We start from the raw sequence: 23,325 nt of genomic DNA on the forward strand, positions 1-23,325 counted from the left end.
CGACCACAGTTACCCGTCGGCCGGCAAGCACCGAAGCCACCGCATGGTCCCTTATCTTCTGTGTTGATCGTTGAACCACCACGAACCACCTTTCTGGTTTGTGGTGCATTCACAGCTTGACACCGCCCAGGATGCCCCCAACCCCCAAAACCAACCACCTGCAAAGTTCGGCAACAAGGGTTCGCCAACAACCCCAACGCAAAAGCACCGACCCCCGATAAAGGGAGCCGGCGCTAGAGAAAACTACGAAACTACTTAGCGATCGCCACGAAATCCGCCGCGTCCACCGCGGAAGCCACCGCGATCATTACGGTCATCTCGGTTGCCTCGGTGTCCGCGATCATCACGATCTCGGCCGCCACGGTAGCCACCACGGCCACCACTTTCTTCCCGATTTTCCCGGCCACCACGGTAACCACGGCGATCATCGCGGCTGCGACGACCGTCAGAGTCCCGATTACGGAAGCCACCGCGTGGTCCCATATCGGCGCCTGGAGCAGCCTCAATGTGGATCAGCTGACCGGAGATGCGGGTGTCTGCTAGGCGCTCCAGCACGGAGGTCGGCATGTTCTTAGGCAGCTCGACTAGCGTGTGGTCAACGGCGATGGTGATGCGACCGAAGTCCTTGGAATTCAGGCCGCCCTCGTTCGCCAGCGCGCCAACGATGGCACCCGGGCGCACGTTCTGGCGCTTACCGACGGCCAGCTTGTACACTTCCATGTCCTCGCTGGAACGCTCGAAACGATCCCCGCCGCCACGTGGGCCACGGTCTTCACGATCAAAGCGGTCACGTCCACGGCGGTCATCCCGCTCGGGGCGATCGTTGCGCTCACGGCGACGCTCTGGTGGGAGTTCTTTGAGCAGGAAGTCGTCGCCAGCTTGTGCTTGAGTAGCCAGCGCTGCGGCGATGTCCTCGAGAGGCACGTCGTGTTCCTCGGAGTATTCCTTGACCAGGTTGCGGAACAGCGAGATCTGGGAATCTTCCAAAGACTCCGTGATCGAGTCAGCGAACTTCGCCTTGCGAGATTCATTGACTTCGTCGACAGTCGGCAGTTCCATCTCGATGAGGGTCGCGTTGGTGGCCCGCTCGATGGAACGCAGCATACGGCGCTCACGAGGGGTCACAAACAGGATCGCCTCGCCGGAGCGGCCTGCACGGCCGGTGCGGCCGATGCGGTGCACGTAGGACTCGGTGTCGTGCGGGATGTCGAAGTTGAACACGTGCGTGATGCGTTCAACGTCGAGGCCACGGGCAGCGACGTCGGTAGCCACGAGGATGTCCAGGCGACCGTCCTTGAGCTGATCCACGGTGCGCTCGCGCTGTGCCTGGGCGATGTCGCCGTTGATGGCGGCAGCGGAGAAGCCACGGGCGCGCAGCTTTTCGGCTACTTCTTCGGTTTCATGCTTGGTGCGCACGAACATGATCATGGCTTCAAACTCGGTGACCTCGAGGATGCGGGTCAGCGCGTCGAGCTTGTTGCGGTGCGAGACGTTGAGGAATCGCTGCGTGATGTTCGTGTTGGTGCGAGTCTCGGACTTAACCGTGATCTCTGCAGGGTTGTTCAGGTACTGCTTGGACAGGCGGCGGATGCCGTTTGGCATCGTTGCAGAGAAGAGGGCTACTTGCTTCTCTTCTGGGGTGTCTTCGAGGATGCGTTCCACATCTTCTTGGAAGCCCATGTTGAGCATCTCGTCTGCTTCGTCGAGCACCAGGAAGCGCAGGCCGGAGATGTCCAGCGTGCCCTTCTTCAGGTGGTCGATGACGCGACCTGGGGTGCCCACGATGATCTGTGCACCGCGGCGCAGACCGGATAGCTGGATGCCATAAGCCTGGCCACCGTAAATTGGCAGCACGTTGATGCCACCGAGGTGATCAGCAAACTCCTGGAAGGCATCTGCAACCTGCAGTGCCAGCTCGCGAGTTGGCGCCAGTACCAGCGCTTGTGGCGCACGGACAGACTTATCAATACGGGAAAGCACAGGCAGCGCGAAGGCTGCGGTTTTACCGGTACCTGTCTGGGCCAGTCCGACGACGTCGCGGCCTTCCATGAGGACAGGGATTGTCTCTGACTGAATTGGGGACGGGGTTTCGTATCCGACCTTGGCGATTGCCTTCAGCACTTCTGCAGGCAGTCCTAGGTTTTCAAACCCTTGCGTGGAGTCGTCCTCAGAAGTGTTCGCATCCCTGATGTCTTCTGCAGCCTGATCGGCTACGACATCCTGCGAATTATCCTGAGATTCCGACGTTGTAATATTTTCCAGCTCTTGTTCGCCGCTGGCAACGTTCTCGATGTTACTCATTGTCTCCCCACGGTACGCTATCTGCAGCATTTTTGCGAAGCCAACGCTGCAGCGCATGCTCCGTCGCAGTGCAATCTCGCTTCTTGCGCCTGAAAAAGTGGTGGCTAAAAGTGGGCTGCGCAGCATCCCAACCCCCGCTAGAATACTGCGCAAGCACTGCTCAATGAGGAGGTCAGGATGCCTGCACGCGGCACCGCCAGCACTACGCTAACTGTCGTGGTGCTGTTTGTATCTCTCTTGGCAGGCACGGCAATCGGCTTAGTGATTAATTTTTACCGCTCCTACCAATCGAGTATTGACAGGGCTTATAGCGATCTTGCCGAGCAACACGAGGTCGTCGAGTTTGCTAAAGAGTTTGTGCACAACACCCCGGAACCGTGGGTGCTAGAGGATGCCTGGCATTTCGGCGGCACCACCACTTTTGATATGTCGCTATCCCCTACCACCGCGGCAGCGCTGCCAGCGCACTGGGACGAGCTGGAGTCAGTGCTCCCGAAGATTGGCCCGAACACCGTGGTTCACACCACCTCAATAGTGGATTCGCAGCGCATGACCATCGTGGGCATTGACCGGCAGCGCTGGGAGCAGCTTGCCCCTGTGCTTGCTGAAATTCCTCCGGCGGAGTCGATCTACATCCCGATGTATTACGAGGAAGTTTTCGTCTGCCCACCTGCAGAGGTTGATCCGGCGTTCCGCTCGCACCTGGCTGGGCTGGCGGAGCAGCATGACATTGCGATTCAGCTCAACCCAAAGGCGTGCTCGCATGCGTAAGTGGCTGGCACCGGTCTTGTTTTTCGCGCCGATACTGTTGTTTTCTCTCATCCCTTACGAGATGGAGGACCCCGCGTTGGACCCGGCCCGGGAGGTGGCAGCGGCGACGCAAGCGATCGACGACGCACTCCCCGATGGCTCCTACGCCTATATCGATAATGACCATCACTACCGCGTGGTCGTTCGATGCACGCATCCCTCCCCCGCTTCTGAGGCGCCGCGACTCTACGCCGAGTGCAGTGCGCTTGCCGACGCCCACATGCCTAGCGCTCGCCCACACCGAGTCATTGTGGTGACCAAGCAGGATGAAAACTACGCCACCTACGCCCCCGCACCCTGAATGTATTTTTTCAATCCACTGAATAACATGTAGGATTTGGGCTGATCTCACCCCTCTCAAATACCTAGAAGGCAGATATGTCTACACAGGCCACAGCCCCTGCACCACTCCCACGCGGAGCTGGACTCAAAGCGCGACACATTCATTTCATTGCGTTGGGCTCGGCCATCGGCACTGGCCTGTTCTACGGCTCGGCTGGCGCTATTCAGGCCGCCGGTCCGTCAGTGTTGTTGGTATATCTCCTCGGCGGCGCGGTGGTCTATTTCATGCTGCGTGCCTTGGGCGAGATGGCAGTCCACCTCCCGGTTACCGGCTCCTTTGCTGATTATGCACGCCGCTACCTTGGTGGTTGGTCTGGCTATATTACTGGCTGGATGTACGCCTTCGAGATGGTCATCGTCTGTCTAGCGGACCTTACCGCCATCGCGGTGTATATGAAGTTCTGGTTCCCGGATTCACCGCAGTGGATTTGGGTGGCGGTGACTTTGCTGATCGTGGGTGCCGCGAACCTTGCTAGCGCTCGCTGGTTTGGCGAGCTTGAATTCGGCATGACGATCATCAAGGTAACCGCCGTAGTGGCCATGATCATCGGTGGCGCCGCAATCCTCATCTTCGGCCTGGGCAGCGGTTCCCAGCATGTGGGGGTGGACAATCTGTGGAATGACGGCGGCTTTATGCCACATGGTTTCGGTGGCATGATTTCGGCCTTCATCCTGGTCCTCTTTGCGTTCGGCGGCACAGAGATTATCGGTGTGACCGCTTCTGAGGCGGAGAAGCCGGAGAAGTCCATCCCAGAGGCCGTCAACACCGTCCCGGTCCGCATCCTGCTGTTCTACGTTTTGGCGATCTTCGTGATCGTGGCGATCAACCCGTGGCGCACCATCACTGGCGACGAGTCCCCCTTCGTCCAGATCTTCACCGCATTGGGCGTTAACTGGGCCGCTGCACTGCTCAACGTGGTGGTCATCTCTGCCGCGCTTTCCGCCATCAACTCGGATCTCTTCGGTGCCGGCCGCGTGATCACCGGCATGGCACGCACCAACCACGCCCCGAAGTTCATGGCGACGACCAAGCGTGGCGTGCCCGTCATGACCACCATTGCCCTGCTCATCGTCCTCGTCATCGGTGTGGCGCTGAACTACTTCTTGCCGGAATCGGTCTTCGAGACGGTCGCCGCCCTGGCCACCTTTGCCACCGTCTTTGTATGGCTGATGATCCTGCTGGCGCAGGTTGCTTCTCGACGCCACATGTCTGCCACCGAGCAAGCTGCGCTGAAGTTCCCAGTTCCACTGTGGCCATACGGCCAGTACTTCGCCATCGCGTTCATTATCTTCACCTTCGGCATCATGGCCTGGCAGCCAGATTTCCATTCCGCACTCATCGTGGGCGTGGCATTCACTCTGGTTATGACGGTGCTGTACTTTGTCACCGGGGCTTCCAAGAGCCAGAGCGCCCCGGCTGAATAGCCAGCCCTCCCCTAGCTTGAACAAACACCCACGACCGCAGGAACAACTCCTCCTGGTCGTGGGTGCTAATTTTTCACTTGAAGCCACCGCTTGAAAATTCCTCTAAGCGGGAGCTTTTCGACGCCGGCTAAGTCTTGCGCCGTGCTGGGAACATCAGGGTACAGATTGCGCCGATGACGGTTGCCACTGCAAACACCATGAAGGCATCTGACGCGCCGAGCCCCATCGTGATGAGAATCCCGCCCAGAGCTGGGCCTGCGATGCCACCAAGTCGACCAAATCCAGAGGACCAAGACATGGAAGCTTGGCGAGCCTGGGTGGGGTAATAATTCGAGGTCATGCCGTAGATCAAAATTTGGGTGCCGGTACAGCCCATTCCGGTGAGCGCGACTGCGGAATACATTACAGCCGGCACCGTCAGATATGGCATGGCAAACATACAGAGCGCGGCGGTGGCGAAGGTGAAGACGATGACCGGCTTCGGCCCAATCATGTCAGCGACTTTAGAGGTTGCGAGTGCACCAACAGCAGCACCAAAATTCAGCGCAACCAAGGTATAGAGGGAACCGCTAGCGGACATACCATTGGCCTTCATGATTTGCGGCAGCCAAGTATTGAGGCCGTATGTAGCCATGATGGCCATGAAACTCATGATGCCGATCAAGACAGTGGGAAGTAAATACTTGCCAGAGAAGATCGCCCCGAAGCCAATCTTTTCCTTCTTCACCACTTCACCTGAGTGAGTTTCCTCAAGGACCACCTTTTCCGCAACGAATTGGGATTTAGGAAAGTCGAACTTTTCGCAGATCGCGTTGGCTTCATCGCGGCGCCCCATGGCCGTCAGCCAACGCGGAGATTCCGGAAGCATTACTAGAGCCATCGGGAACAAAAACAGGATCGGGCTTGCGCCAATAAGGAACAGGCCACGCCAGCCAATAAGGTCTTGGAACCAGATGGCAGACAGAGAGGCTACAACGCCGCCGATAGGAATGCCCACATAACCGATAGCGTTGTACATGTTCTTGCGGGCTGGCGGTGCAAACTCGGCAATGACTGCGCCGCCTCCTGCGGTGATCACACCAAGCGCCAAGCCCGTGAAGAATCGTGTCGCTCCAAAGAATGCGATGGTCTGGGCGAATGATCCTGCCGCCATCCCGATAGAAAACCACACTGTAGCGACCAGCATCATGCGACGTCGTCCAATGCGGTCACCAATCGCGCCGGCACCAAGTGCGCCGAACATGATGCCGATCATGGTGTAGGAGCCTAGACTGCCACCGACAGCAGCACTCATCTGGCCGAGGTGGTGCGGTTCCGCCATCAAGGTGGGCAATACTGCTCCGTAGACGACGATGTCATAACCGTCGAAGATCATTGCCAGGAACATGATGGTCACGACGCCTAGTACGGAACGACGGTGTTTGGGTGACTGCCAGTCGCTGGCAGTCATCTTCGGGCGCTCAGGCGCTTTGATTGCAGTGGACAAAGACTTCTCCTTGGGTGGTAGTTCGCCAAATCAGGGCTTTCCTCGTGACCAGCCCCACACTTTCATGTGTCTCAAATCACATGCGATTGTTTATAACATGACACTTTTGACTAGGGAACGTTTTACCTACGGTCCAAGCGGCGCTCAACAACCCAAAAAGTGTCAAGAATCCCCCCTACCCTGGGGGTATGTGGCATTTACCTTCAATCATCAATGCAAATGCTAATCCTGCTAATGGGGGCACTCGCAATTACCCCTTTAGGGTTCATTCCCCGCCCATTCAGACGCTGAGCCAGCAGTCCCACAGTGAGCTCGGCCAGATCGAACCAAGTGCGCAAATTCTTCACTACTCTCAAATGCCGCTCCGCTCGGCGACGAGCAAAAGCCGTGTTTTTAGACCGAGGCCGGCCTCACACGCGTGCTAACCTTTAGCAGTAAAAGTTGCAGGATAAGGAGCATTTAGTGAAGAAGCGTATTGAAGTCACCGGGGCAGTCATCGTCCGCGACGACACGATATTGGCGGCTAAGCGCGGACCACAAATGAGCCTAGGCGGCTTCTGGGAATTCCCGGGCGGCAAGATTGAAGTCGGGGAAACCCCGGAACAGTCGCTTGCCCGCGAGCTCCGAGAAGAACTCAATTGCAACATCACGGTCGGCGACAAAGTGACCACTACTGAGCATGAGTATGATTTCGCAGTCATCGTGTTGACTACTTTCTATTGCACCCTCGTTGGAGATGAGCCATCGTTGACCGAACATGAAGAAATTCGGTGGGTCAATAGGTCCGAAATGAAAGAGCTAACTTGGGCCCCTGCTGACATTCCGGCCGTCGACATCATTATGTCCGAAAGCTAAGAAATGGACTCGCGGCTGTCCGCCCTTGAACTCGATACCAAATTCGGCTTTATCAACGCCGATTTGACCTCCCCACAACACTTCGAACCTCACCTCATTGCTAATGAGAATTCAAAAACGATGTTGGCAGCTATCCGGGAGGAACTAAGAACCGCACAAAATTTTAGGTTCTCTATCGCGTTCATTTCCTCGTCAGGGCTTGCTCTGCTAAAACAAGCATTGCTTGATTTTCCCGGGCGCGGCACTATTGTGACCTCTCGATATTTGGATTTCAATCATCCGAATGTGTTTCGTGAGCTCTTGTTGCTCGATAATGTTGAAGTTCATATTTACGATGAGCCTGGTAGCGGTTTCCATGCCAAAGGCTACGTATTTGAACGCTCTCCCTTTGTCACCGCAATCGTCGGCAGTTCCAACCTCACCGATACAGCCTTAGTGGTGAACCAGGAGTGGAACCTAAAGTTTTCCGCGCATCAAGATGGCGATATTTCATATCAAATTGCTGACGCCATCAACCGACAGCTGGCTAGCTCCGTGCCGCTTTCCACCGATTGGGTCGATGAGTATGAACGTACTCGCCGTCCCCGGGTCCAAGTTCAAACAATCGTCGATGACTCGAAGTGGTCTCCCGAAACCAGGATCGAACCCAATGCAATGCAGGAGCAAGCATTGGAGGCAATCGACGAACTTAGAGCAGCTGGAGAGCGTCGAGCGGTCGTCGTTTCTGCAACGGGCACCGGCAAAACGATACTGGCAGCGCTCGCGGTAAGAAACGCAAACCCGAAAAAGATGTTATTCGTGGTCCACCGCGAACAAATCCTAGACAAGGCTATTTCTGAGTTTCAAAAGGTGTTGGAACTTCCGCGCGAGTACTTTGGCAAATTCGTTGGGGCCAGGCGTGAAATAGACTGTCGCTTCGTCTTCGCTTCTATTCAATCGCTGTCTCGACCAGAAAATCTATCTCAAATCCCGCCAGCTGAGTTTGATTACATCGTGATCGACGAGGTCCATCGCTCAGGCGCTGAGTCCTATCAGCGGTTAATTGATCATTTCACACCAGATTTCCTGCTGGGACTAACGGCGACTCCAGAAAGAACCGATGGTTTCAATGTTTTCGAGCTCTTCGATTACAACGTGCCCTATGAAATCCGTTTGCAAGCGGCACTTGAAGAAGACATGCTCGTGCCTTTTCACTACTTCGGCGTTACGGACTTTGTCAATGAGCGCAACGAAACCGTCACTGATACCTCGGATTTGCGGTACCTGGTCGCCGAAGAACGCGTGAACTATGTACTAGAAAAGATCGCAGACTACGGTCATCCAGGTAACGCACGTGGCCTCATATTCTGTAGTCGTAAAGACGAAGCAAAAGAGCTTTCAGCACTATTAAACCGCCATTCCTTGTTTGGAAGACCTTTGCGCACGAAATCGCTTACCGGTGAAAATTCTATGTCTGAGCGAGAACAAGCCGTGGCCGAACTGGAGTCCGGTCAATTGGACTACATTCTGACTGTCGACATCTTCAACGAAGGTATTGATGTCCCCTCGATCAACCAGATCGTCATGTTACGGGCGACTCAGTCAAGCATCATTTTCACTCAGCAATTGGGGCGCGGCTTACGCAAGTGCGCAGGCAAAGACCACCTGCGAGTCATTGACTTCATTGGAAACTACTCCAACAACTACCTGATCCCGATTGCACTTTATGGCAATCGATCACGCCAAAAGGACAAAATCCGTCAGGATCTGATCGAGAATAAGAACAAAACTATCGCCGGTGTTTCGAGCGTCAATTTCGATGCAATTGCCCAGCAACGAATCTTGGCCTCTTTGGCAAAGGCACGCATCGGTGGAAAGTTCGAGCTTAAGCAGGACATTTTGCTGCTCAAAGATCGCTTAAACAAGCTGCCTCGGCTCTTCGATTTCGCTCGATTCAACACTGTCGACCCGGTTCTAATTTCAACCAAATACGGTAGCTATTGGAGACTCCTCAATTCCTTAAAACTCAGTGAATCCGCCCCCACTGAGCCGCAAGAAAAGTTCTTGGTGTTTCTCTCCACAGAAATTCTTAACGGCAAGCGTCCACATGAGTTGCTACTTATCAAGCATCTGCTGGACACTCCGAAAGCAACTCTCTGCGACATTTCTCGGCTTTTCGAATCCGAGCAAACTTCAGCAACTGAGCAAATTGTTACTTCGGCTCTGAGAATCTTGGGTTTTGAATTTCTCACCGACCCGCAAAGGTCCAAGTACGGAGGAAATCCGATCATTCAAGTTGAAAAGGGAGAGATAACTCTCAGCAGCGAGTTTTCCGCTGAACTTGCAGATGAGAGCTTTCGAAACGCAGTGCTCGATATCATCGAGACCGGGCTTTTTATGGCACGCGAACAGCACTCTTGGCGAGGCGAAATGGTCGTCGGTCAGCGCTACTCGCGGAGGGATGTGTGCCGGCTGCTCAATTGGCAAAACAACAACGAAAGCACCATCTACGGATACAAAGTAGACAAAGTCACGTCTACGTGTCCGATCTTTGTGACCTACCACAAGGACGCAGATGTTGAAGCCAGTGTCAGCTACGAAGATGCCTTCGAGAGCCCAAACGTCCTGCACTGGTTCACACGAAGCCGCAGGACATTGGCCAGCGCCGAAGTCGCCTCGATTGTTTCTAACGAGGTAGACCTCCACGTCTTTGTCAAGAAGGACGACGCAGAAGGCACCGACTTCTTCTATCTGGGTACTGCGCGTGCATCCAATGAGGTCCAGCAAAAGATGCCAGGTAATGATGGTGCGGAACTGGATGTCGTCAGCATGGATCTCAATTTGGCAAGCGAAGTGGAACGCAGTCTTTTCGACTACCTCGACTCGAAGATCTAGACCTTCTCTATTCGCTTCCCTACCAGCCCCAACGTCTCTTTCCCATGGAAGATCCACACCAGAGCGGAGATCAATGCGACCCCGGAGCAAGCCAGGAACGCCGTAGAGTAGCCATAGACGTCGGCAAGCATGCCCACCAGGATCGGGCCGGTGATGGCGCCGAAGTCTTGCGCCATCTGGAAGTTTGCAAGGACTTTGCCACCGGAGCGTTCGTTGCCGATCAGGTCGGCGAGGGTTGCCTGCTGCGCCGGGTTGAGTAGTCCACCTCCGATGCCGGCGAGGAAACTGAAACCGATGACCATGGCTGAGGTCGTCGCAAAGCCCAGTACGCCGGTGAACACCAGGTTCACCAACAGCCCGGCGACGATCAACGGTTTGCGGCCGTTGCTGTCGGCTAGGCGTCCGGAGAATTGGATGGAGATTGCGCTGCCGAGGGCGAACGCGGCCATCGCGAGACCCGCGATCGCGCCGCCTTTGTGGAAGATCGAGGCGGCAAAGAGTGGGAGGATCGCCACGCGGACGCCAAAGTTGACCCAGCCGTTAGCAAAGCCCGATAGCAACACTGCCTGGTAGGACGGATTGCCGATCACCTCGTTGACCTGCATCGCAGGGATCGTCACCTTGACGGTTTCCACAGCATCTGGCTGCGGGCGCAGCATCGTGCCGACGAATCCTGTGACCACCAGCAGCGCCACTCCGTAAATCAGAAATGGGACGCGCATACCCAGTGGTTCCACCAGCGCTCCTAGCACCGGACCGAGCACATTACCGATCAGGAACGCCGAAGCATAAGCCGAAGACGCCTTGCCGCGAATGTTTGGCGGAGAATGCTGCACAATAAAGCCCATCGCGGACACGGTGAACATCGTAGAACCAACCCCGCCGAGCAGCCGCAGCACAATGATGTGCCAAAACTCCTGAGCAAAAGCGATGCTGCCGCTGGTCACCGCCACAATCACTAGCCCCAGCATGTAGACCCGCCGGCTACCGAGCTTATCGACGGCCCTGCCTGAGGACGGCGCAAAGAGCAGCCGCGAAAGCGCGAACACCGAAACGACTGCGCTGGCGGCAGCGACGGAAACATCAAAGCTACGGGCAAATTGGGGCAAGATCGGCGCAATTATGCCGAAGCCAAGAGCGATGACGAAGGCACCGCTGACCAGGACCCAGATCTCATAGGGGATTTTATCTGTGCTTTTTGTTGACATTGCACCCTATAGGCTAGCCCTTCCCCTCCGACTGAGCACATTTCGAACGCCTGTTCTATACTGGTGGATAACATGTCCGCCTCCACCTCTAGAGTCAGAGCCATGAAAAGCCTAAACAACACAACCCACTTGCCCATCGACATCGCCGCAGCTACCAGCACCATTCGGTCCCGGTGCGCAGATAGCCTTGACCTCATCGAGATGACTATCAAACATCCCCGTTCGCTCGCCCGCGAGACCGCTGCTTGGCGCCCCCCAACACTTCGCATGCCTCCCCAGTTCGGACTCTCCCCTATCAATGTCACCATCACCCGGCGCCGCGTCGGACACCTAGCCCGCGCCCGAATCCGCGGCTACGGCGAATCACGGACTCCCGCCTACATGCTGATGCTGCGCCTCACTGCCACCGATGGACGGGTACTAGAACACGGCGAAGCAGAAGCCTGGCTGCGTGCAATCCTTCCCGATGCCGGCACGTATTCCATCCACGAACTCTCTGGGCTGGGTGCCCCAACCTATTACTGGATCGTAGACCAACATTTCACGCCCATCGCTTCCCCATCATCACTATTTAAGACGGAGAAGTCAGCTGCTTAAGGATTGTCGAATACAAAGGTTGGGGATGCTCGCACTGAACATTACCCAGCCAGCGATATCGCAAGGCGCTGAATTGCGTGCGCAACATCCTCCACAGCAAGATGATGATCAGCGAAATCAAGTGCGTCATGGTTGCCCACGCAATAGCTCACTCCCGCCCGTTCAAGCATGAGCACATCGTTTGCGTCATTGCCAAATGCGACATACCTTCGATCAGCAATACCAAGTCTGCCGATCGCGTCATGCTTCGTAATCCCAGCGGGAGCGATGTCAATAATGCTCTCGTCAGGGTGAACCGTGAAACTCAGCGAGGTTCTCCCCAACTCTTCAATAACGGCGGAGTCCTCAGTAAACAAAACTACTTTGGAGTAGGTCGCAATCTGATCGCGCGCTACATTCTTAGCTAGCCTTCCGGCATCCAATTGCCGGAAGATGCGGTGGGAGCTGTCGCCACTAAAGGAATAGTCCCAATCGCCGTCGACAAGCACCCTCAAGCCATGTTCCTCGATGATTGCGTCCAGAGCCTGCCGTTCTTCCCGCGCAATACCAAGCACCGTCAACTGCCCACCGTCTCGCAGAAAAGCGCCATTGCCTCCGATCAAAGCACAGTCGTGAAGATCCTCGGGCAGCACCGGGAGCAAATCGCGGATAGGGCGAGCAGACGCAAACACTACCCTGACTTGCTCTCTTAGACTTCGCAATGCTGTGACAATCTCAGGAGACACGGACGTGCCATTAAAGCAGATCGTGCCATCAACATCGAAAACCACAGCATCCATAGCCGTTGGTAAACCTTTCGCATTTTCATAGCCCCTAATACGAACCTTGTTGCACCGCCATACTCGATGGCGCGACAACCTAAGGTACCAAACCAAACCTCAGCCAAACGCAGGCTGCTACCGCCTGCAGCCATCCCGATCTCGAACATGACACAGGACAGGGACTGGCACTTCAATGTGCACCAGTCCCTGATACCACAGCTAGGAGCTGCCCCACTTTTGAATCACAAAGCTAAGCCGATTGCCAACGCATTTTTCCATCCGAAGCCGGAGCACAAACCATTGGTTTTCCAGTCTTGGACACTCCACTACCTCCCGAACAAAATGAACCTGGATGTACTGTATTTCCACTCGGCGATTCCGCTGGCGCGGGAGGCGCCGGTGCAGGTGCTGGTGCAGCAGGCGCTACTGCTGCTGGGGCAGGTGCAGGCACAGCCGGGGCCTCTCTCTCAGGCATTGGCGCCATAAAACCTTGTGGTTGGTTTTGAGGCTCCGGAGCAGGCCTGTCTACAGCCGAATTTGACGCTTCAGCACCTGCGGGAACCGAACTCGACTTCTTCGCACCGGAAGTAGACGCAGGTGTCGCTTGGCTAGAGGAAGGCATAGGAGTAGCTTGCCGTGTTTCAGTGACCGTAACAGTGACCGTCTCAGTTGCTCCTGGCACTTCTTTTTCCACGGTGTCGGGGCCACACGCAGCCACCATGCCGATCATCAGCATAAAGGAAGAACCCAGTACAGCTCCCCATTTCACACATCCTGCACCTTTGGCGCCAGTGGATGATTCACCATTTTCTACTGGGAATTGCATAGACATTGAGGCTCCCTGCCAGTCGCATGACAACGCACTGAATAGTGCTCCTTTAGATTAATGCAGAGAGCATTTCTCGACTCAAAATATAAAGCTAATCCCCCCCGCACTTACACCCACGCGATGCTCCAAAAAAGGGTTTTGACCGGGAAAGAAGCTGAACACGGATACTTTCTTGCCAAAATTTTGTGCGCAAAAAATGCGCTTCATCTAATCCCTAGCAATCAAGCGCACCACACAAACCAGCGCAAGGCTTAAACGTCCAATCTTTTCATGCATACAGAAAGCAATCGCAGGAGGACCGATTGTTCCTTCCCACTTAGACCCGCAACCATCCTCTCCTCTACCTCCAACACGGCTTCCCGCGCAGGTGCAAGGCCAACCTCTCCTTGAGGGGTGATTTGAAAGGGGCGGACCCGACCCCCACCTGTCACATCCACCGCTTGCACCCAACCATGCTTTTCCATGGTCTTGAGCATCACATTCATCGATTGTCGCGAGACGAAGGATGCTCGGGCCAGTTCAGCACTTGACTGTGCCCCTCTCTCATCCAGCACCTCCAAGCAAGCGTACTGAGCGACGGTTAAGTCTAAAGGTCGCAGCACATTCTCCATTTCAGCTCGCAGCAACACATCCACTTGTTTAAGGACGTAGCCGATGCGCCCTTCCAATTGCTCCAATTGACCCATGTCAACATAATGACATATGCTCACTGTCAAGATATTGACATCTATTCCTGAGGAGGAATTTTGAGTACTTTCGGCCCAGACTTTATCGGTCTCCAAGTTAGCGATCTTGAACGCTCCGCCACCTTCTATGAAAGGCACCTTGGCCTCACCCGTGGCCAAACCCGACCAGATGCCATTGTCTATTTCACCGAGCCAATCCCCATGACACTTCGCACCCCGCTGCCACACACCGACCTAAGCGCGGGCCCTGTCGGCCTAGGCATCGCAGTGTGGATTCGAGTCAGCAACACACGCGAACTCCACGATCGTCTAACAAAAGCCGGGGTCCAAGTTTTGACCAGTCCAAGCGAAAGCCCCTTCGGCCTTCATTTCACTTTCCGCGATCCCGACGGCTACGCCATCACCATCCACGACGGCCAGTAACAACGGCCCCACGTTTTACACCCGATATCCCGACCGTCCACAACGGCCCGAGATGTCGGTTCGCTATTTACAGCCAGCCACCCTGCCAAAACACCACACAAATAATGCCAAGAAGTTCTGGAGGCAAGCCGCACAAAGTGCGATCAAAGAGGCAAAACCACACTCGGGCGATCGGCATAGCCAAACACCCAAACCCCCAGCAGGCACCGACTTTTTCCCAACAGTTAACCAACTGTTTGAAACAAGTGGATCTTTAGTCCATATTAATGGAATAGCTTGGACATCATGTCCAGCAGCGTTGACTCCTCGCAGAACCTAGTTCTCCTCTTTGACTTCGATGGCACCGTCTCCCAAGGTGATGGCCCAGTCATTGAGTATGCGACCGCTCTCGCCAACGCCACGGGCATGTCTGCAGTACTAACGGAAACAACCGCCACCCTCGAGCAAGCAGAAGTTCAATCTGATTACCCAGACACTGCTGCACCTCGGGATGGTTATGCCCTTGTCAAAAGCATTGCCACGCAATTGCATATCCCCGAACCAGTCTGTCAGTCTGCTTATCTCGCTTCCAGATCCACACTTTCCTCCACGGGCATCAAACCAGTACCTGGCCTTGCCAACTTCTTGCAAGAAACTCGAGCACAGAAGATCCTCGCCACGAACTCGCCTGTCACCGGAATTGCGGCAGCTTTGGATGTCCTCAAACTTGGTGATGCCTTTGATCGTGTCATCAACAACCTTGGCAAACCTCAAGGCCTTGAGGATTTACTCAACGGTGATCTCGCAGGAAAAGACATCATCAGCATCGGAGACATTTGGGAGTTCGATCTAGCCCCCGTCGCCAAGCACGGCGGACGCACGATCCTGATAAAGAACCGTTTCATCCAAACACCAGACTGCCAACCAACGTGGACCGTTTCACACCCCGCAGAACTCGTCCCGCTCCTGCGCACCATCACTGAAGCACCATCCTGAAAGGTAAAACAACCATGCGTCGAATTGTCACCGCAGCCACCATCGCAGCTATTTCTGCTTTCGCTATCACCGCCTGCAGCTCCTCTGATCAACCGGGAGGCAACGAGCGTCCGGAAGAAATCACCTTGGCGCTCATTCCAAACGAGAAGGTCAATGACTTAGTAACCACCGCCAAACCACTGACTGATCACCTCAGCGAGAAACTGGGAGTCAAGGTAAACGGTGTGGTGACCAAGGACTACCAGGCCGCAGTCGAAGCCATCGGTTCCGGCCAAGCTCACATCGCCATCGCCTCTGCGGCGCAGCTTGCTGCCGCAGAAGACATGTATGACGCTCACGCGATACTTCAAGATGTCCGGTTTGGAGCTTCCACCTACGCAGGCCAATTTATCACCAACAATCCGGACAAATACTGTGCTGACAAGCCGGTTAAGGCAAAATACTCCAACGGGGAAGAATACCTCTACTGCAATGGCACAGCCACTCCGGAAGACAACAAAGGACAAGGCCCTAAGGGACTTGAAGCGCTGAAGAAAATCGACAAAGACACCCCCGTAGCTTTCCTCGGCGCTACCTCCCCTGCAGGCTACCAATTGCCAGTAATGGCGTTGGAGTCTCAGGGAGTAAAAGCCGACGAACTCAAGAAGGTCCCCGTTACTTCCAATGATGCCTCCGTAATGGCGGTGTACAACGGCGACGCCGAAGTCGGCTTCTCCTTCTGGGATGCCCGCAGCACAGTGAAAAAGGATGAAGTACCAGATCTTGGGGAAAAGCTGGTGGTGTTTGGATACACCGATATGTACCCCAACGGCGGTGTCGTTGTCTCTGACGAACTTCCAGAAGATATGCGCACAGAAATCACCGAGATCATGGATGGATACTCCACAGTCGACCCAGACACCATGAAATCCATCTTCGATATCAATGACTGGGTTCCTGCCGACCCCGCCGCGATCGACATGGCACGCAAGGTCAACGACCGCTTCAAAAAATAACCATCCCTAGCAATTACGAAGAAGGCCCCAATGACTGCGACTCGTCCCACGGAAGCCTGGCCGATCACTCTGAGTAACCTTTCCGTACGGTATCCCAATGGCACGCTTGGGCTTGACGACGTCTCTCTCACGATCAACCCGGGAGAAATGGTCGCAGTCATTGGACTGTCCGGATCTGGAAAATCAACCCTAATCCGGACCATCAACGGTCTGGTCACGCCCACATCCGGTGTGATCCAGGTCGGCCCCTACGACATCACCGCAGCCAAAGGCCGCCAGCTGCGCAAAATCCGTGGACACATCGGAATGATCTTCCAAGGATTCAACCTGGCAGATCGTGCAACGGTGTTCCAGAATGTTCGCGTCGGCCGGCTTGCGCACACGCCCACGTGGAAGTCAATACTCGGCATATCTTCACGGGAAGACAAAGCGATCATCGCTGATGCATTGAACAAGGTCGGCATCCTTGATCAGACTTGGAAGAAGGCCGGCGCACTTTCCGGAGGCCAAAAGCAGCGAGTTGCTATCGCCCGTACCCTAGCGCAACAGCCATCCCTTATCCTCGCGGACGAGCCGGTAGCCTCACTTGACCCGCCCACCGCTCATGCTGTCATGGCTGACTTGCAAAGAATCAATCAACAGCAGGGCATAACGATCCTGGTGAACTTGCACCTCATAGACCTTGCCCAGCAGTACACCACTCGGATTATTGGTCTGCGGAAAGGAAAAGTCGTTTTCGACGGACCAGCAGCTGGCTCAACTCTCGCCAACTTTGAAGAGATCTACGGGCGAAAGATTCAGCCTGACGAGAGTTTAGGGAGCATTGAATGACCTCTCCAGTTCAGCTGCCGCCGCGCACAACGGTATGGTTACGCCCAGCACTGGCTACCTGCGCGGTAGTGACCATAACTATCCTCTCCTGCACCCCAGCCCTCGGCGGCGTGGAAATAGACATCGATTCCATCCTCCGCAACTGGTCAAACGGTGCAGAACGCCTCGGCAAAATGCTGCGCCCTGATTGGTCCATTCTGCCCCGAACCGGACAACCACTCGTCGAAACGCTAGCGATGGCGGTGACTGGCGCCGCGCTGTCAGCCCTGTGCGCGCTGCCCCTGACGCTGTGGGCCGCAAAACCCACTAATCCACACGCCATCACACGCACCGTAGTACGGTCGCTGCTCAACATCATCCGTTCCATTCCCAACCTCGTATATGCAACCATTTTGGTGGCGATGGTCGGCGTCGGCACCCTACCGGGTGTGATCAGCCTCGTGCTTTTCGACGTCGGGATCGTGGTCAAGCTGGTGTCCGAATCAATCGAATCCGCCGACAACAGTTACATCGAAGCAGGACACGCAGCCGGTGCTACCCAGACTCAAATCAACCGAGTAACCGTACTCCCACAAATGCTCGCCTCATTCACCAGCCAGATGATCTACGCATTGGAACTCAATGTCCGCATTTCCGCCATTCTCGGCTTGGTAGGGGCTGGCGGCATCGGGTTAGTAATCGATGAAGTTCGCGGCTATTACCGGTACGACGCATTGGCAGCCATCATCCTTGAGCTACTGCTCATCGTCCTGGTGCTTGAAGTCGTGTCGGTCAATCTGCGAAAGAGGCTTCGATGATGTCCGCGCTCCCCATCCGCATCCGCAGTATTTTGTACTACTTCACCTGGGGCGCAGTCTTGTGTATCATCTTTGCCGCAATCAAAAGTGTGAACATTAACCCAGGCGACCTGAAAGACCTGCCCATCAACTTCGTGCACTACATGCGCCTGATGTTCCAAAACCCAGACTGGTCGAAACTCAGTGAAGCGCTCCATCAGACGTGGCGCTCTGTATCGATGGCATGGGCCGGAGCAGTCTTAGGCGTAATCTTGTCCACACTGTTAGGCATCCCAGCAGCAAATACAGTCTCCCCCGCTTGGGTTCGAATGCCTCTCCGCGCGACTTTCGCGGTGATACGCGCTATCCCGGAGGTGATCATCGCCATCATCATCCTCACCGTCACCGGTCTCACGCCCTTTACCGGAGCACTCGCTTTAGCGATTGGCGGTATTGGAACCCACGCTAAGTGGACTTATGAGGCAGTAGAGAATGCTCCTTTTGGTGCGGCCGAGGCCGTCCAAGCTGCTGGCGGTGGTCTGTTAGAAACTATCCGTTGGGGACTATGGCCTACTATCTCCCCCGAGCTTTATTCTCTGGCGCTGTATCGCTTTGAAATCAACGTGCGTACCTCCGCAGTACTAGGACTCATCGGAGTCGGTGGTATTGGTGACATGCTCACGGGCTACACCCAATACCGGCAGTGGGATGTGGTTGGAGTCCTCCTCATCGTGGTCATCGTCATAACGATGCTCATCGACGCAGCATCTGGCTACATTAGAGGCAAGCTCGTTTCCCAATCCTTTAGGTAACAATGGACACTAAAAACGCCGCACCCTCCACTCGAATTGCCTCAATGCTGAAGCAAATGCAGCCCACAGAGCAGCGCGTGGCCGAGTTACTCAGCCAAGACATGGTTTGGGCCGTGGAAGCCACTGCAAACGAACTAGCCGCTCGAGCGCAAGTTGGTAGAACAACAGTTATTCGAACAGCTCAAAAACTCGGATACGATGGCTACCAACAACTGCGGGTGGCAATGACCCTAGAGGTTGCCACTCGCCCAGCGCCGCAAAGTACGGCCGCCCTTGGTGGCGTATTGGGAAGCCTCCAAAACCGGATAACAGAATTCACGCGGCACCTTTCGCGACTCACAGATCTCATTGAATCGGACGCCCTCGACCGCGTGGCAGCAACGCTAGCGCAGTCTCCCCGTGTGCTCGTCGTCGGCAACGGCTTATCCGCTTCGCTTGCCCAGGACTTTGCCGGCCGACTCAGCGGAAGAGCACGCCCCGCTGAGTTCATCGCAGACTCCCTCACAGAACAAATCGCCGCTAGTCTGCTCGGTGCACAGAACGCCTGCGTGGTGATATCAGGCTCAGGAGCTAACCACCTATCATTGGAATCTGCGCGCGCTGCGCAGAAGTCCGGCGCAACTGTCATCGGAGTGACCTCATTTGTGTCCTCGCCACTCGAGAACCTTGCCGATCTCAGCGTCCTCATCCCGTCTATGGACGGCACCTTTCAGAAAGAACTCGAACACACTTCACGTGTGCCCTATCAACTGGTGCTGGAGACCTTAGCGGAAGTCATCCCAACAGCGAACAGCAGCGCCACGATCTCCTCTCGAGAAGCCGTCTACGACGTGCTCGGCCGCAGTTTGGAAGAATAACTAGGACTTCACCTCAGGCTCGTCCTCATCCAGGTCTTCGAAGCCATCCTCGTCTTCGTCCTCATCGTCGAGGTCTTCTAGGTCATCTTCCTCAGCAAGCTCATCGGCGAAGATGTCATACACCTCGGGTTCAAACTCGTCTTCGTCGAAGGCGGTCAGCTGTGCTTCCCAGTCATCGGCCTGGTCAGCAGCCAAGGAGAGCACATCAAAGAGGCGATCGAAGTCGGTGAAGCTGCCGAGGTCGAGGATCTCGCTGACCTGGGTTGCTACGTCCTCTTGAATGTCTTCGAAGAGTCGGGCGCGGTCTTCATCGGAAATGTCGATGTCATCGTCGGCCTCCCAGACTTCGCTGATGGCTTCATCGATCATGTCCTCGTAGGTGGCATCCACCGAGACGAATGCAACGAAAGCGGTCGGCACGTCTTCGTGCACATCCACTAGCACCCGGACCTCAGAGTTTTCGGCCACGTCTGCGATCACCAGGTTCGGGTCATCTGTGCTCTGGTAGAACTCCAGATCAGTGATGCGCTCGTCGGTGCCGAGCAGTAGATCGCTAAGTAGCGTCACCACTTGATCCGTGGCTACATGTCGATTCACCGTGGTCAGGGCATCCTCAACGGAGAACACCACAGAGACCAAGACGGCTTCAAAATCTTCATCGTCTTCGTCCACGTCGGCGGCGGCCACATAGACATTTGCGGCCGGCAAGATGGGGTCAATCTCAACGAATTGGATTTCTAGTTCCGCGGTGATCGGGACGAACATGGTGTCGTCGTTGACTCGAGACTCAATGCCCTCCGCATCTAGCGCAGCAGCAATATCTTCAAAAAAGCTCATAACGTGACACGTTCCTTCCGAAACATCATCTGGGCCGGTCGCTGGCATACAAAGGATCCAACTCGCATCAGCCTAGTCGCAATCCCGGCCTCTCGCTTCCACACGCAGCTAGGAGTACTCAGCCAGCGTCATCAAAGCACGATCTCGGGTGGTGGCATCCTGCTTCGGGCAGGAGGTACACAACCCCGACCCCGGCGATCGGTAGACCATGCAGCAGGAGGTCCGGCGCGCCAGCACATACATCTCATCAGTGACATCCTCAGCCGATTCCACAGGAAGAAAGGCCCCGTCCACAATTGCCTGATACTCCACCGCCGGCACCTCCCCCGGCGCAGCCGCAGCAAACCCAGTGCTCAGCGCCGCGGCCACCCGAACCCCAGCCGCCGGATCAAAGGAAGCATTACCCGCCTCCAACGCGGACTGGCGTAACCCATCGGCAACGATCGCCCAGAGCGGGGCTGGCCGCACCCCGAATTCGGCACTCAGGGCGTCGATAAGCGGGGCGATGGAGCGCGCCAAAGACGCGCCCGACTCCTCCTGGGAGGACGCCAAGCTAGCGGTAGAAAAGCTGCCCCAAAAGCCATTGGCAGACAGGGATCCAGAGGCGAAGTCCAAGGATGGCAGCTCTTCAAACTCCACCATCAGGAAGACTGCGGGCGTCACCACGGCGTTGCAGAAGCTGTACAGCCACAGCTGGGCGAGGGATTTCTCGCTAGGCATCCGAAATTGATCCGCCCCGGCGCGCACCGACTCGGCGACCCATTCGGTGCCGGTCACGGGCTGCCCCTCGCCGAACACGAACTGCTCGAAACGCGGGTACTCCGCCACGAGTGCGGACCATGACAGGGACACAACTTCCTCCGAAACCTCGATCACTACTACCCTTGTCATTATGGTTAATATCGTCGATCGCGACACCACTTTGTGTATTTCTCTCGCCGCCCGCCCCTCAAATCATGGGGTGCGCTTTCACAATTGGCTGTACGCCGAGCTCGGACTCAACTACCTCTACAAGGCGGTGGCCCCCACTGACATCGTGGCCGCCATCGCGGGCATGCGCGGCCTCGGCATCCGCGGCGCAGGCGTCTCCATGCCCTACAAGAGCGACGTCATCGCGCTCATCGACGAGCTGGATCCCTCCGCGGAGCGCATCGAGTCTGTGAACACCATCGTGAACACCGACGGGCATCTGAAGGGCTACAACACGGACTACATCGCCGTTGCGCAGCTCCTGCAGGCCCACCAAGTGCCAAGCACCCTCAGAGTGGCGATCAAGGGCTCGGGCGGCATGGCCAACGCCGTCGTCGCAGCGCTTGCTGACCACGGCATGACGGGCACTGTGGTGGCCCGAAACCACGTCACTGGCAGCGCACTCGCGAGCCGCTATGGGTGGGATTTCTCCGGCGAGGTGCCCGCCGATGCGGAATTGTTAGTAAACGTCACCCCGATCGGAATGTATGGGGATGCCCAGGACCTGCAGGCCTTCTCCGACGAGGAGATTTCCCGGGCCAAGATGGTGTTCGATGTAGTGGCGTATCCAGTACAAACACCGCTCATCCAGGCTGCCGAGCGCCTCGGCGTCCCGAAGATCACCGGTGGCGAAGTGGTGGCTCTCCAAGCAGCGGAACAGTTCGCTCTTTACACCGGTGTAACCCCAACAATCGAGCAAGTGATGGCGGCGGAGGAATATTCGCAGCAGAATTGATGTTGAACCAATCCTGGCCACCTTTAGCGTCAGGATGACAAAAGAAAGGTTGCAACACAATGGCTAAAAACACCATCACCGACGCTCTTGGCTCTGACTCCGCAGCACTCGAAGACAACGCCGGCGTTACCGGACGTATGCTGATCGGCGGCCTGGATAACGCTGTGCGTCTCCAGACCTCCGTCGTGGAAAACTACGTCAAGTGGCTCCGCAGTAACAATCCGAATGCCACCCCAGCGCAGATCCAGGCGGACATGGATAAACACTTCAAGCGTTTGGCTACCGGCTCTGGTGGCGCTGCTGGTCTTGCTGCAGCCTTCCCCGGCGTTGGCTTCATCACCGGCGCTGCTGCTGTGGGCGCAGAGTCCCTCGTCTTCCTCAATGCTGCGGCGCTGTACTCTACAGCCTCTGCGTTGCTGCGGGGCGTGGAAGTGCGCGATGCTGAGCGTCGTCGCGCGTTGATCTTGGCTGTGGTCCTGGGCGCGCCGGGCACCGCGGTAGTTGATGCCCTGCTGGGCGACGTCAAGAACAAGGAGCTCCAGAACGCCTCCGTCGCGAACAAGATCAACCGCATCAGCATGCCGGGCCTGAACACCATTAACACCCAGCTGATGAAGATGGTGCGCAATCGCTTTGCCAAGAGGCTGCGCACCATGTGGATCGGCAAGATCATGCCACTGGGTATTGGACTCGTGGTGGGTACCATCGCCAACCGTAAGCTGGCAGATCAGGTTATCCAAAACACCCGCGAATCCATGGGGCCGATCCCGGCGCAGTTCACCGAGCCACTGCCGATGCAGCCGGCTCCGGAACAAGGCATTCTCGCCAAGATTAATCCCCGTAAGTGGAGCCTGCCCAAGTTCGGCAAGTAAGCAAACAACCAGTACGAGCTTAGGGCTCCACCTCTGAAGCCGCCCCAACGATTTGGGGCACCTAGCTA

The 23,325-nt window shown here is 56.0% G+C and carries 23 protein-coding genes; 16 read left to right on the top strand and 7 right to left on the bottom strand.

Features of this window, described 5'->3' with window-relative positions; genetic code table 11:
• Positions 1 to 255: 255 nt before the first annotated feature.
• Entirely contained in the window at positions 256 to 2,301 is a 2,046-nt protein-coding gene (locus WG936_RS10195) for a DEAD/DEAH box helicase (protein WP_339565130.1), read from the bottom strand.
• Between the two features lie 177 nt (positions 2,302 to 2,478).
• Between WG936_RS10195 and WG936_RS10200 the strand changes: the two genes are divergently transcribed.
• The 3 genes from WG936_RS10200 to WG936_RS10210 all read left to right on the top strand — a co-directional run bounded on the left by WG936_RS10200 (position 2,479) and on the right by WG936_RS10210 (position 4,878).
• On the top strand, positions 2,479 to 3,072 hold the full coding sequence (locus WG936_RS10200; protein WP_339572847.1) for a hypothetical protein: 594 nt from the start codon (positions 2,479 to 2,481) through the stop codon (positions 3,070 to 3,072).
• Complete coding sequence (locus tag WG936_RS10205) at positions 3,065 to 3,412, top strand: hypothetical protein (protein WP_339572848.1); 348 nt, start codon at positions 3,065 to 3,067, stop codon at positions 3,410 to 3,412. The genes WG936_RS10200 and WG936_RS10205 overlap by 8 nt, the downstream gene beginning before the upstream one ends.
• A gap of 77 nt (positions 3,413 to 3,489) precedes the next feature.
• On the top strand, positions 3,490 to 4,878 hold the full coding sequence (locus WG936_RS10210) for an amino acid permease (RefSeq protein ID WP_339572849.1): 1,389 nt from the start codon (positions 3,490 to 3,492) through the stop codon (positions 4,876 to 4,878).
• A gap of 127 nt (positions 4,879 to 5,005) precedes the next feature.
• Here the strand turns inward: WG936_RS10210 and WG936_RS10215 are convergent, their stop codons facing one another.
• Complete coding sequence (locus tag WG936_RS10215) at positions 5,006 to 6,364, bottom strand: MFS transporter (RefSeq protein WP_339572850.1); 1,359 nt, start codon at positions 6,362 to 6,364, stop codon at positions 5,006 to 5,008.
• A gap of 462 nt (positions 6,365 to 6,826) precedes the next feature.
• Here WG936_RS10215 and WG936_RS10220 point away from each other — a divergent pair, with 462 nt between their 5' ends.
• Together WG936_RS10220 and WG936_RS10225 are read left to right on the top strand one after the other, a co-directional pair.
• The gene (locus tag WG936_RS10220; RefSeq protein WP_339572851.1) at positions 6,827 to 7,219 is read left to right on the top strand and encodes a (deoxy)nucleoside triphosphate pyrophosphohydrolase; all 393 of its coding nucleotides are present in this window, start codon (positions 6,827 to 6,829) and stop codon (positions 7,217 to 7,219) included.
• 3 nt (positions 7,220 to 7,222) lie between these two features.
• The gene (locus WG936_RS10225) at positions 7,223 to 10,093 is read left to right on the top strand and encodes a DEAD/DEAH box helicase (protein ID WP_339572852.1); all 2,871 of its coding nucleotides are present in this window, start codon (positions 7,223 to 7,225) and stop codon (positions 10,091 to 10,093) included.
• Here the strand turns inward: WG936_RS10225 and WG936_RS10230 are convergent.
• Positions 10,090 to 11,301 (bottom strand): MFS transporter, encoded by a 1,212-nt coding sequence (locus WG936_RS10230; protein ID WP_339572853.1) that lies wholly within the window; start codon positions 11,299 to 11,301, stop codon positions 10,090 to 10,092. The two genes, WG936_RS10225 and WG936_RS10230, sit on opposite strands and share 4 nt — an antisense overlap.
• A gap of 102 nt (positions 11,302 to 11,403) precedes the next feature.
• On the opposite strand from WG936_RS10230, the gene WG936_RS10235 reads away from it, so the two are divergent.
• On the top strand, positions 11,404 to 11,898 hold the full coding sequence (locus WG936_RS10235; protein WP_339572854.1) for a hypothetical protein: 495 nt from the start codon (positions 11,404 to 11,406) through the stop codon (positions 11,896 to 11,898).
• 41 nt (positions 11,899 to 11,939) lie between these two features.
• On the opposite strand, the gene WG936_RS10240 is transcribed toward WG936_RS10235, so the two are convergent.
• Positions 11,940 to 12,677 (bottom strand): HAD-IIB family hydrolase, encoded by a 738-nt coding sequence (locus WG936_RS10240; protein ID WP_339572855.1) that lies wholly within the window; start codon positions 12,675 to 12,677, stop codon positions 11,940 to 11,942.
• Positions 12,678 to 12,896: 219 nt separating this feature from the next.
• Here WG936_RS10240 and WG936_RS10245 point away from each other — a divergent pair, with 219 nt between their 5' ends.
• Positions 12,897 to 13,145, top strand: coding sequence for a hypothetical protein (locus tag WG936_RS10245; RefSeq protein WP_339572856.1), 249 nt, complete (start codon positions 12,897 to 12,899; stop codon positions 13,143 to 13,145).
• Between the two features lie 594 nt (positions 13,146 to 13,739).
• On the opposite strand, the gene WG936_RS10250 is transcribed toward WG936_RS10245, so the two are convergent.
• Complete coding sequence (locus WG936_RS10250) at positions 13,740 to 14,174, bottom strand: MarR family winged helix-turn-helix transcriptional regulator (RefSeq protein ID WP_339572857.1); 435 nt, start codon at positions 14,172 to 14,174, stop codon at positions 13,740 to 13,742.
• A gap of 60 nt (positions 14,175 to 14,234) precedes the next feature.
• Here WG936_RS10250 and WG936_RS10255 point away from each other — a divergent pair, with 60 nt between their 5' ends.
• The 7 genes from WG936_RS10255 (at position 14,235) to WG936_RS10285 (ending at position 19,843) form a co-directional block, all read left to right on the top strand.
• Entirely contained in the window at positions 14,235 to 14,597 is a 363-nt protein-coding gene (locus WG936_RS10255) for a VOC family protein (protein WP_339572858.1), read from the top strand.
• Positions 14,598 to 14,882: 285 nt separating this feature from the next.
• Positions 14,883 to 15,572, top strand: a complete 690-nt coding sequence (locus tag WG936_RS10260; protein WP_339572859.1) for an HAD family hydrolase — start codon at positions 14,883 to 14,885, stop codon at positions 15,570 to 15,572.
• A 14-nt stretch (positions 15,573 to 15,586) separates the two neighbouring features.
• A complete protein-coding gene (locus WG936_RS10265) occupies positions 15,587 to 16,567 on the top strand; it encodes a phosphate/phosphite/phosphonate ABC transporter substrate-binding protein (RefSeq protein WP_339572860.1) in 981 nt (326 codons plus the stop codon).
• Positions 16,568 to 16,597: 30 nt separating this feature from the next.
• Entirely contained in the window at positions 16,598 to 17,398 is an 801-nt protein-coding gene (phnC, locus tag WG936_RS10270) for a phosphonate ABC transporter ATP-binding protein (protein WP_339572861.1), read from the top strand.
• Positions 17,395 to 18,195, top strand: coding sequence for a phosphonate ABC transporter, permease protein PhnE (phnE, locus tag WG936_RS10275; protein ID WP_339572862.1), 801 nt, complete (start codon positions 17,395 to 17,397; stop codon positions 18,193 to 18,195). The genes phnC and phnE (WG936_RS10275) overlap by 4 nt, the downstream gene beginning before the upstream one ends.
• Complete coding sequence (gene phnE / locus WG936_RS10280) at positions 18,192 to 18,986, top strand: phosphonate ABC transporter, permease protein PhnE (protein ID WP_339572863.1); 795 nt, start codon at positions 18,192 to 18,194, stop codon at positions 18,984 to 18,986. Before phnE (WG936_RS10275) ends, phnE (WG936_RS10280) begins: the two co-directional genes overlap by 4 nt.
• A 2-nt stretch (positions 18,987 to 18,988) precedes the next feature.
• Complete coding sequence (locus WG936_RS10285; protein WP_339572864.1) at positions 18,989 to 19,843, top strand: MurR/RpiR family transcriptional regulator; 855 nt, start codon at positions 18,989 to 18,991, stop codon at positions 19,841 to 19,843.
• Here the strand turns inward: WG936_RS10285 and WG936_RS10290 are convergent, their stop codons facing one another.
• The gene (locus tag WG936_RS10290) at positions 19,844 to 20,680 is read right to left on the bottom strand and encodes a hypothetical protein (protein ID WP_339565155.1); all 837 of its coding nucleotides are present in this window, start codon (positions 20,678 to 20,680) and stop codon (positions 19,844 to 19,846) included.
• A 108-nt stretch (positions 20,681 to 20,788) separates the two neighbouring features.
• Positions 20,789 to 21,571, bottom strand: a complete 783-nt coding sequence (locus tag WG936_RS10295; protein ID WP_339572865.1) for a (2Fe-2S)-binding protein — start codon at positions 21,569 to 21,571, stop codon at positions 20,789 to 20,791.
• Position 21,572: 1 nt separating this feature from the next.
• On the opposite strand from WG936_RS10295, the gene WG936_RS10300 reads away from it, so the two are divergent.
• On the top strand, positions 21,573 to 22,385 hold the full coding sequence (locus WG936_RS10300; RefSeq protein WP_339572866.1) for a shikimate 5-dehydrogenase: 813 nt from the start codon (positions 21,573 to 21,575) through the stop codon (positions 22,383 to 22,385).
• Positions 22,386 to 22,444: 59 nt separating this feature from the next.
• On the top strand, positions 22,445 to 23,257 hold the full coding sequence (locus WG936_RS10305; RefSeq protein WP_339565158.1) for a hypothetical protein: 813 nt from the start codon (positions 22,445 to 22,447) through the stop codon (positions 23,255 to 23,257).
• Positions 23,258 to 23,325: the final 68 nt, after the last annotated feature.

The sequence above is a fragment of the Corynebacterium sp. H127 genome (assembly GCF_037482665.1).
GTDB lineage: Bacteria > Actinomycetota > Actinomycetes > Mycobacteriales > Mycobacteriaceae > Corynebacterium.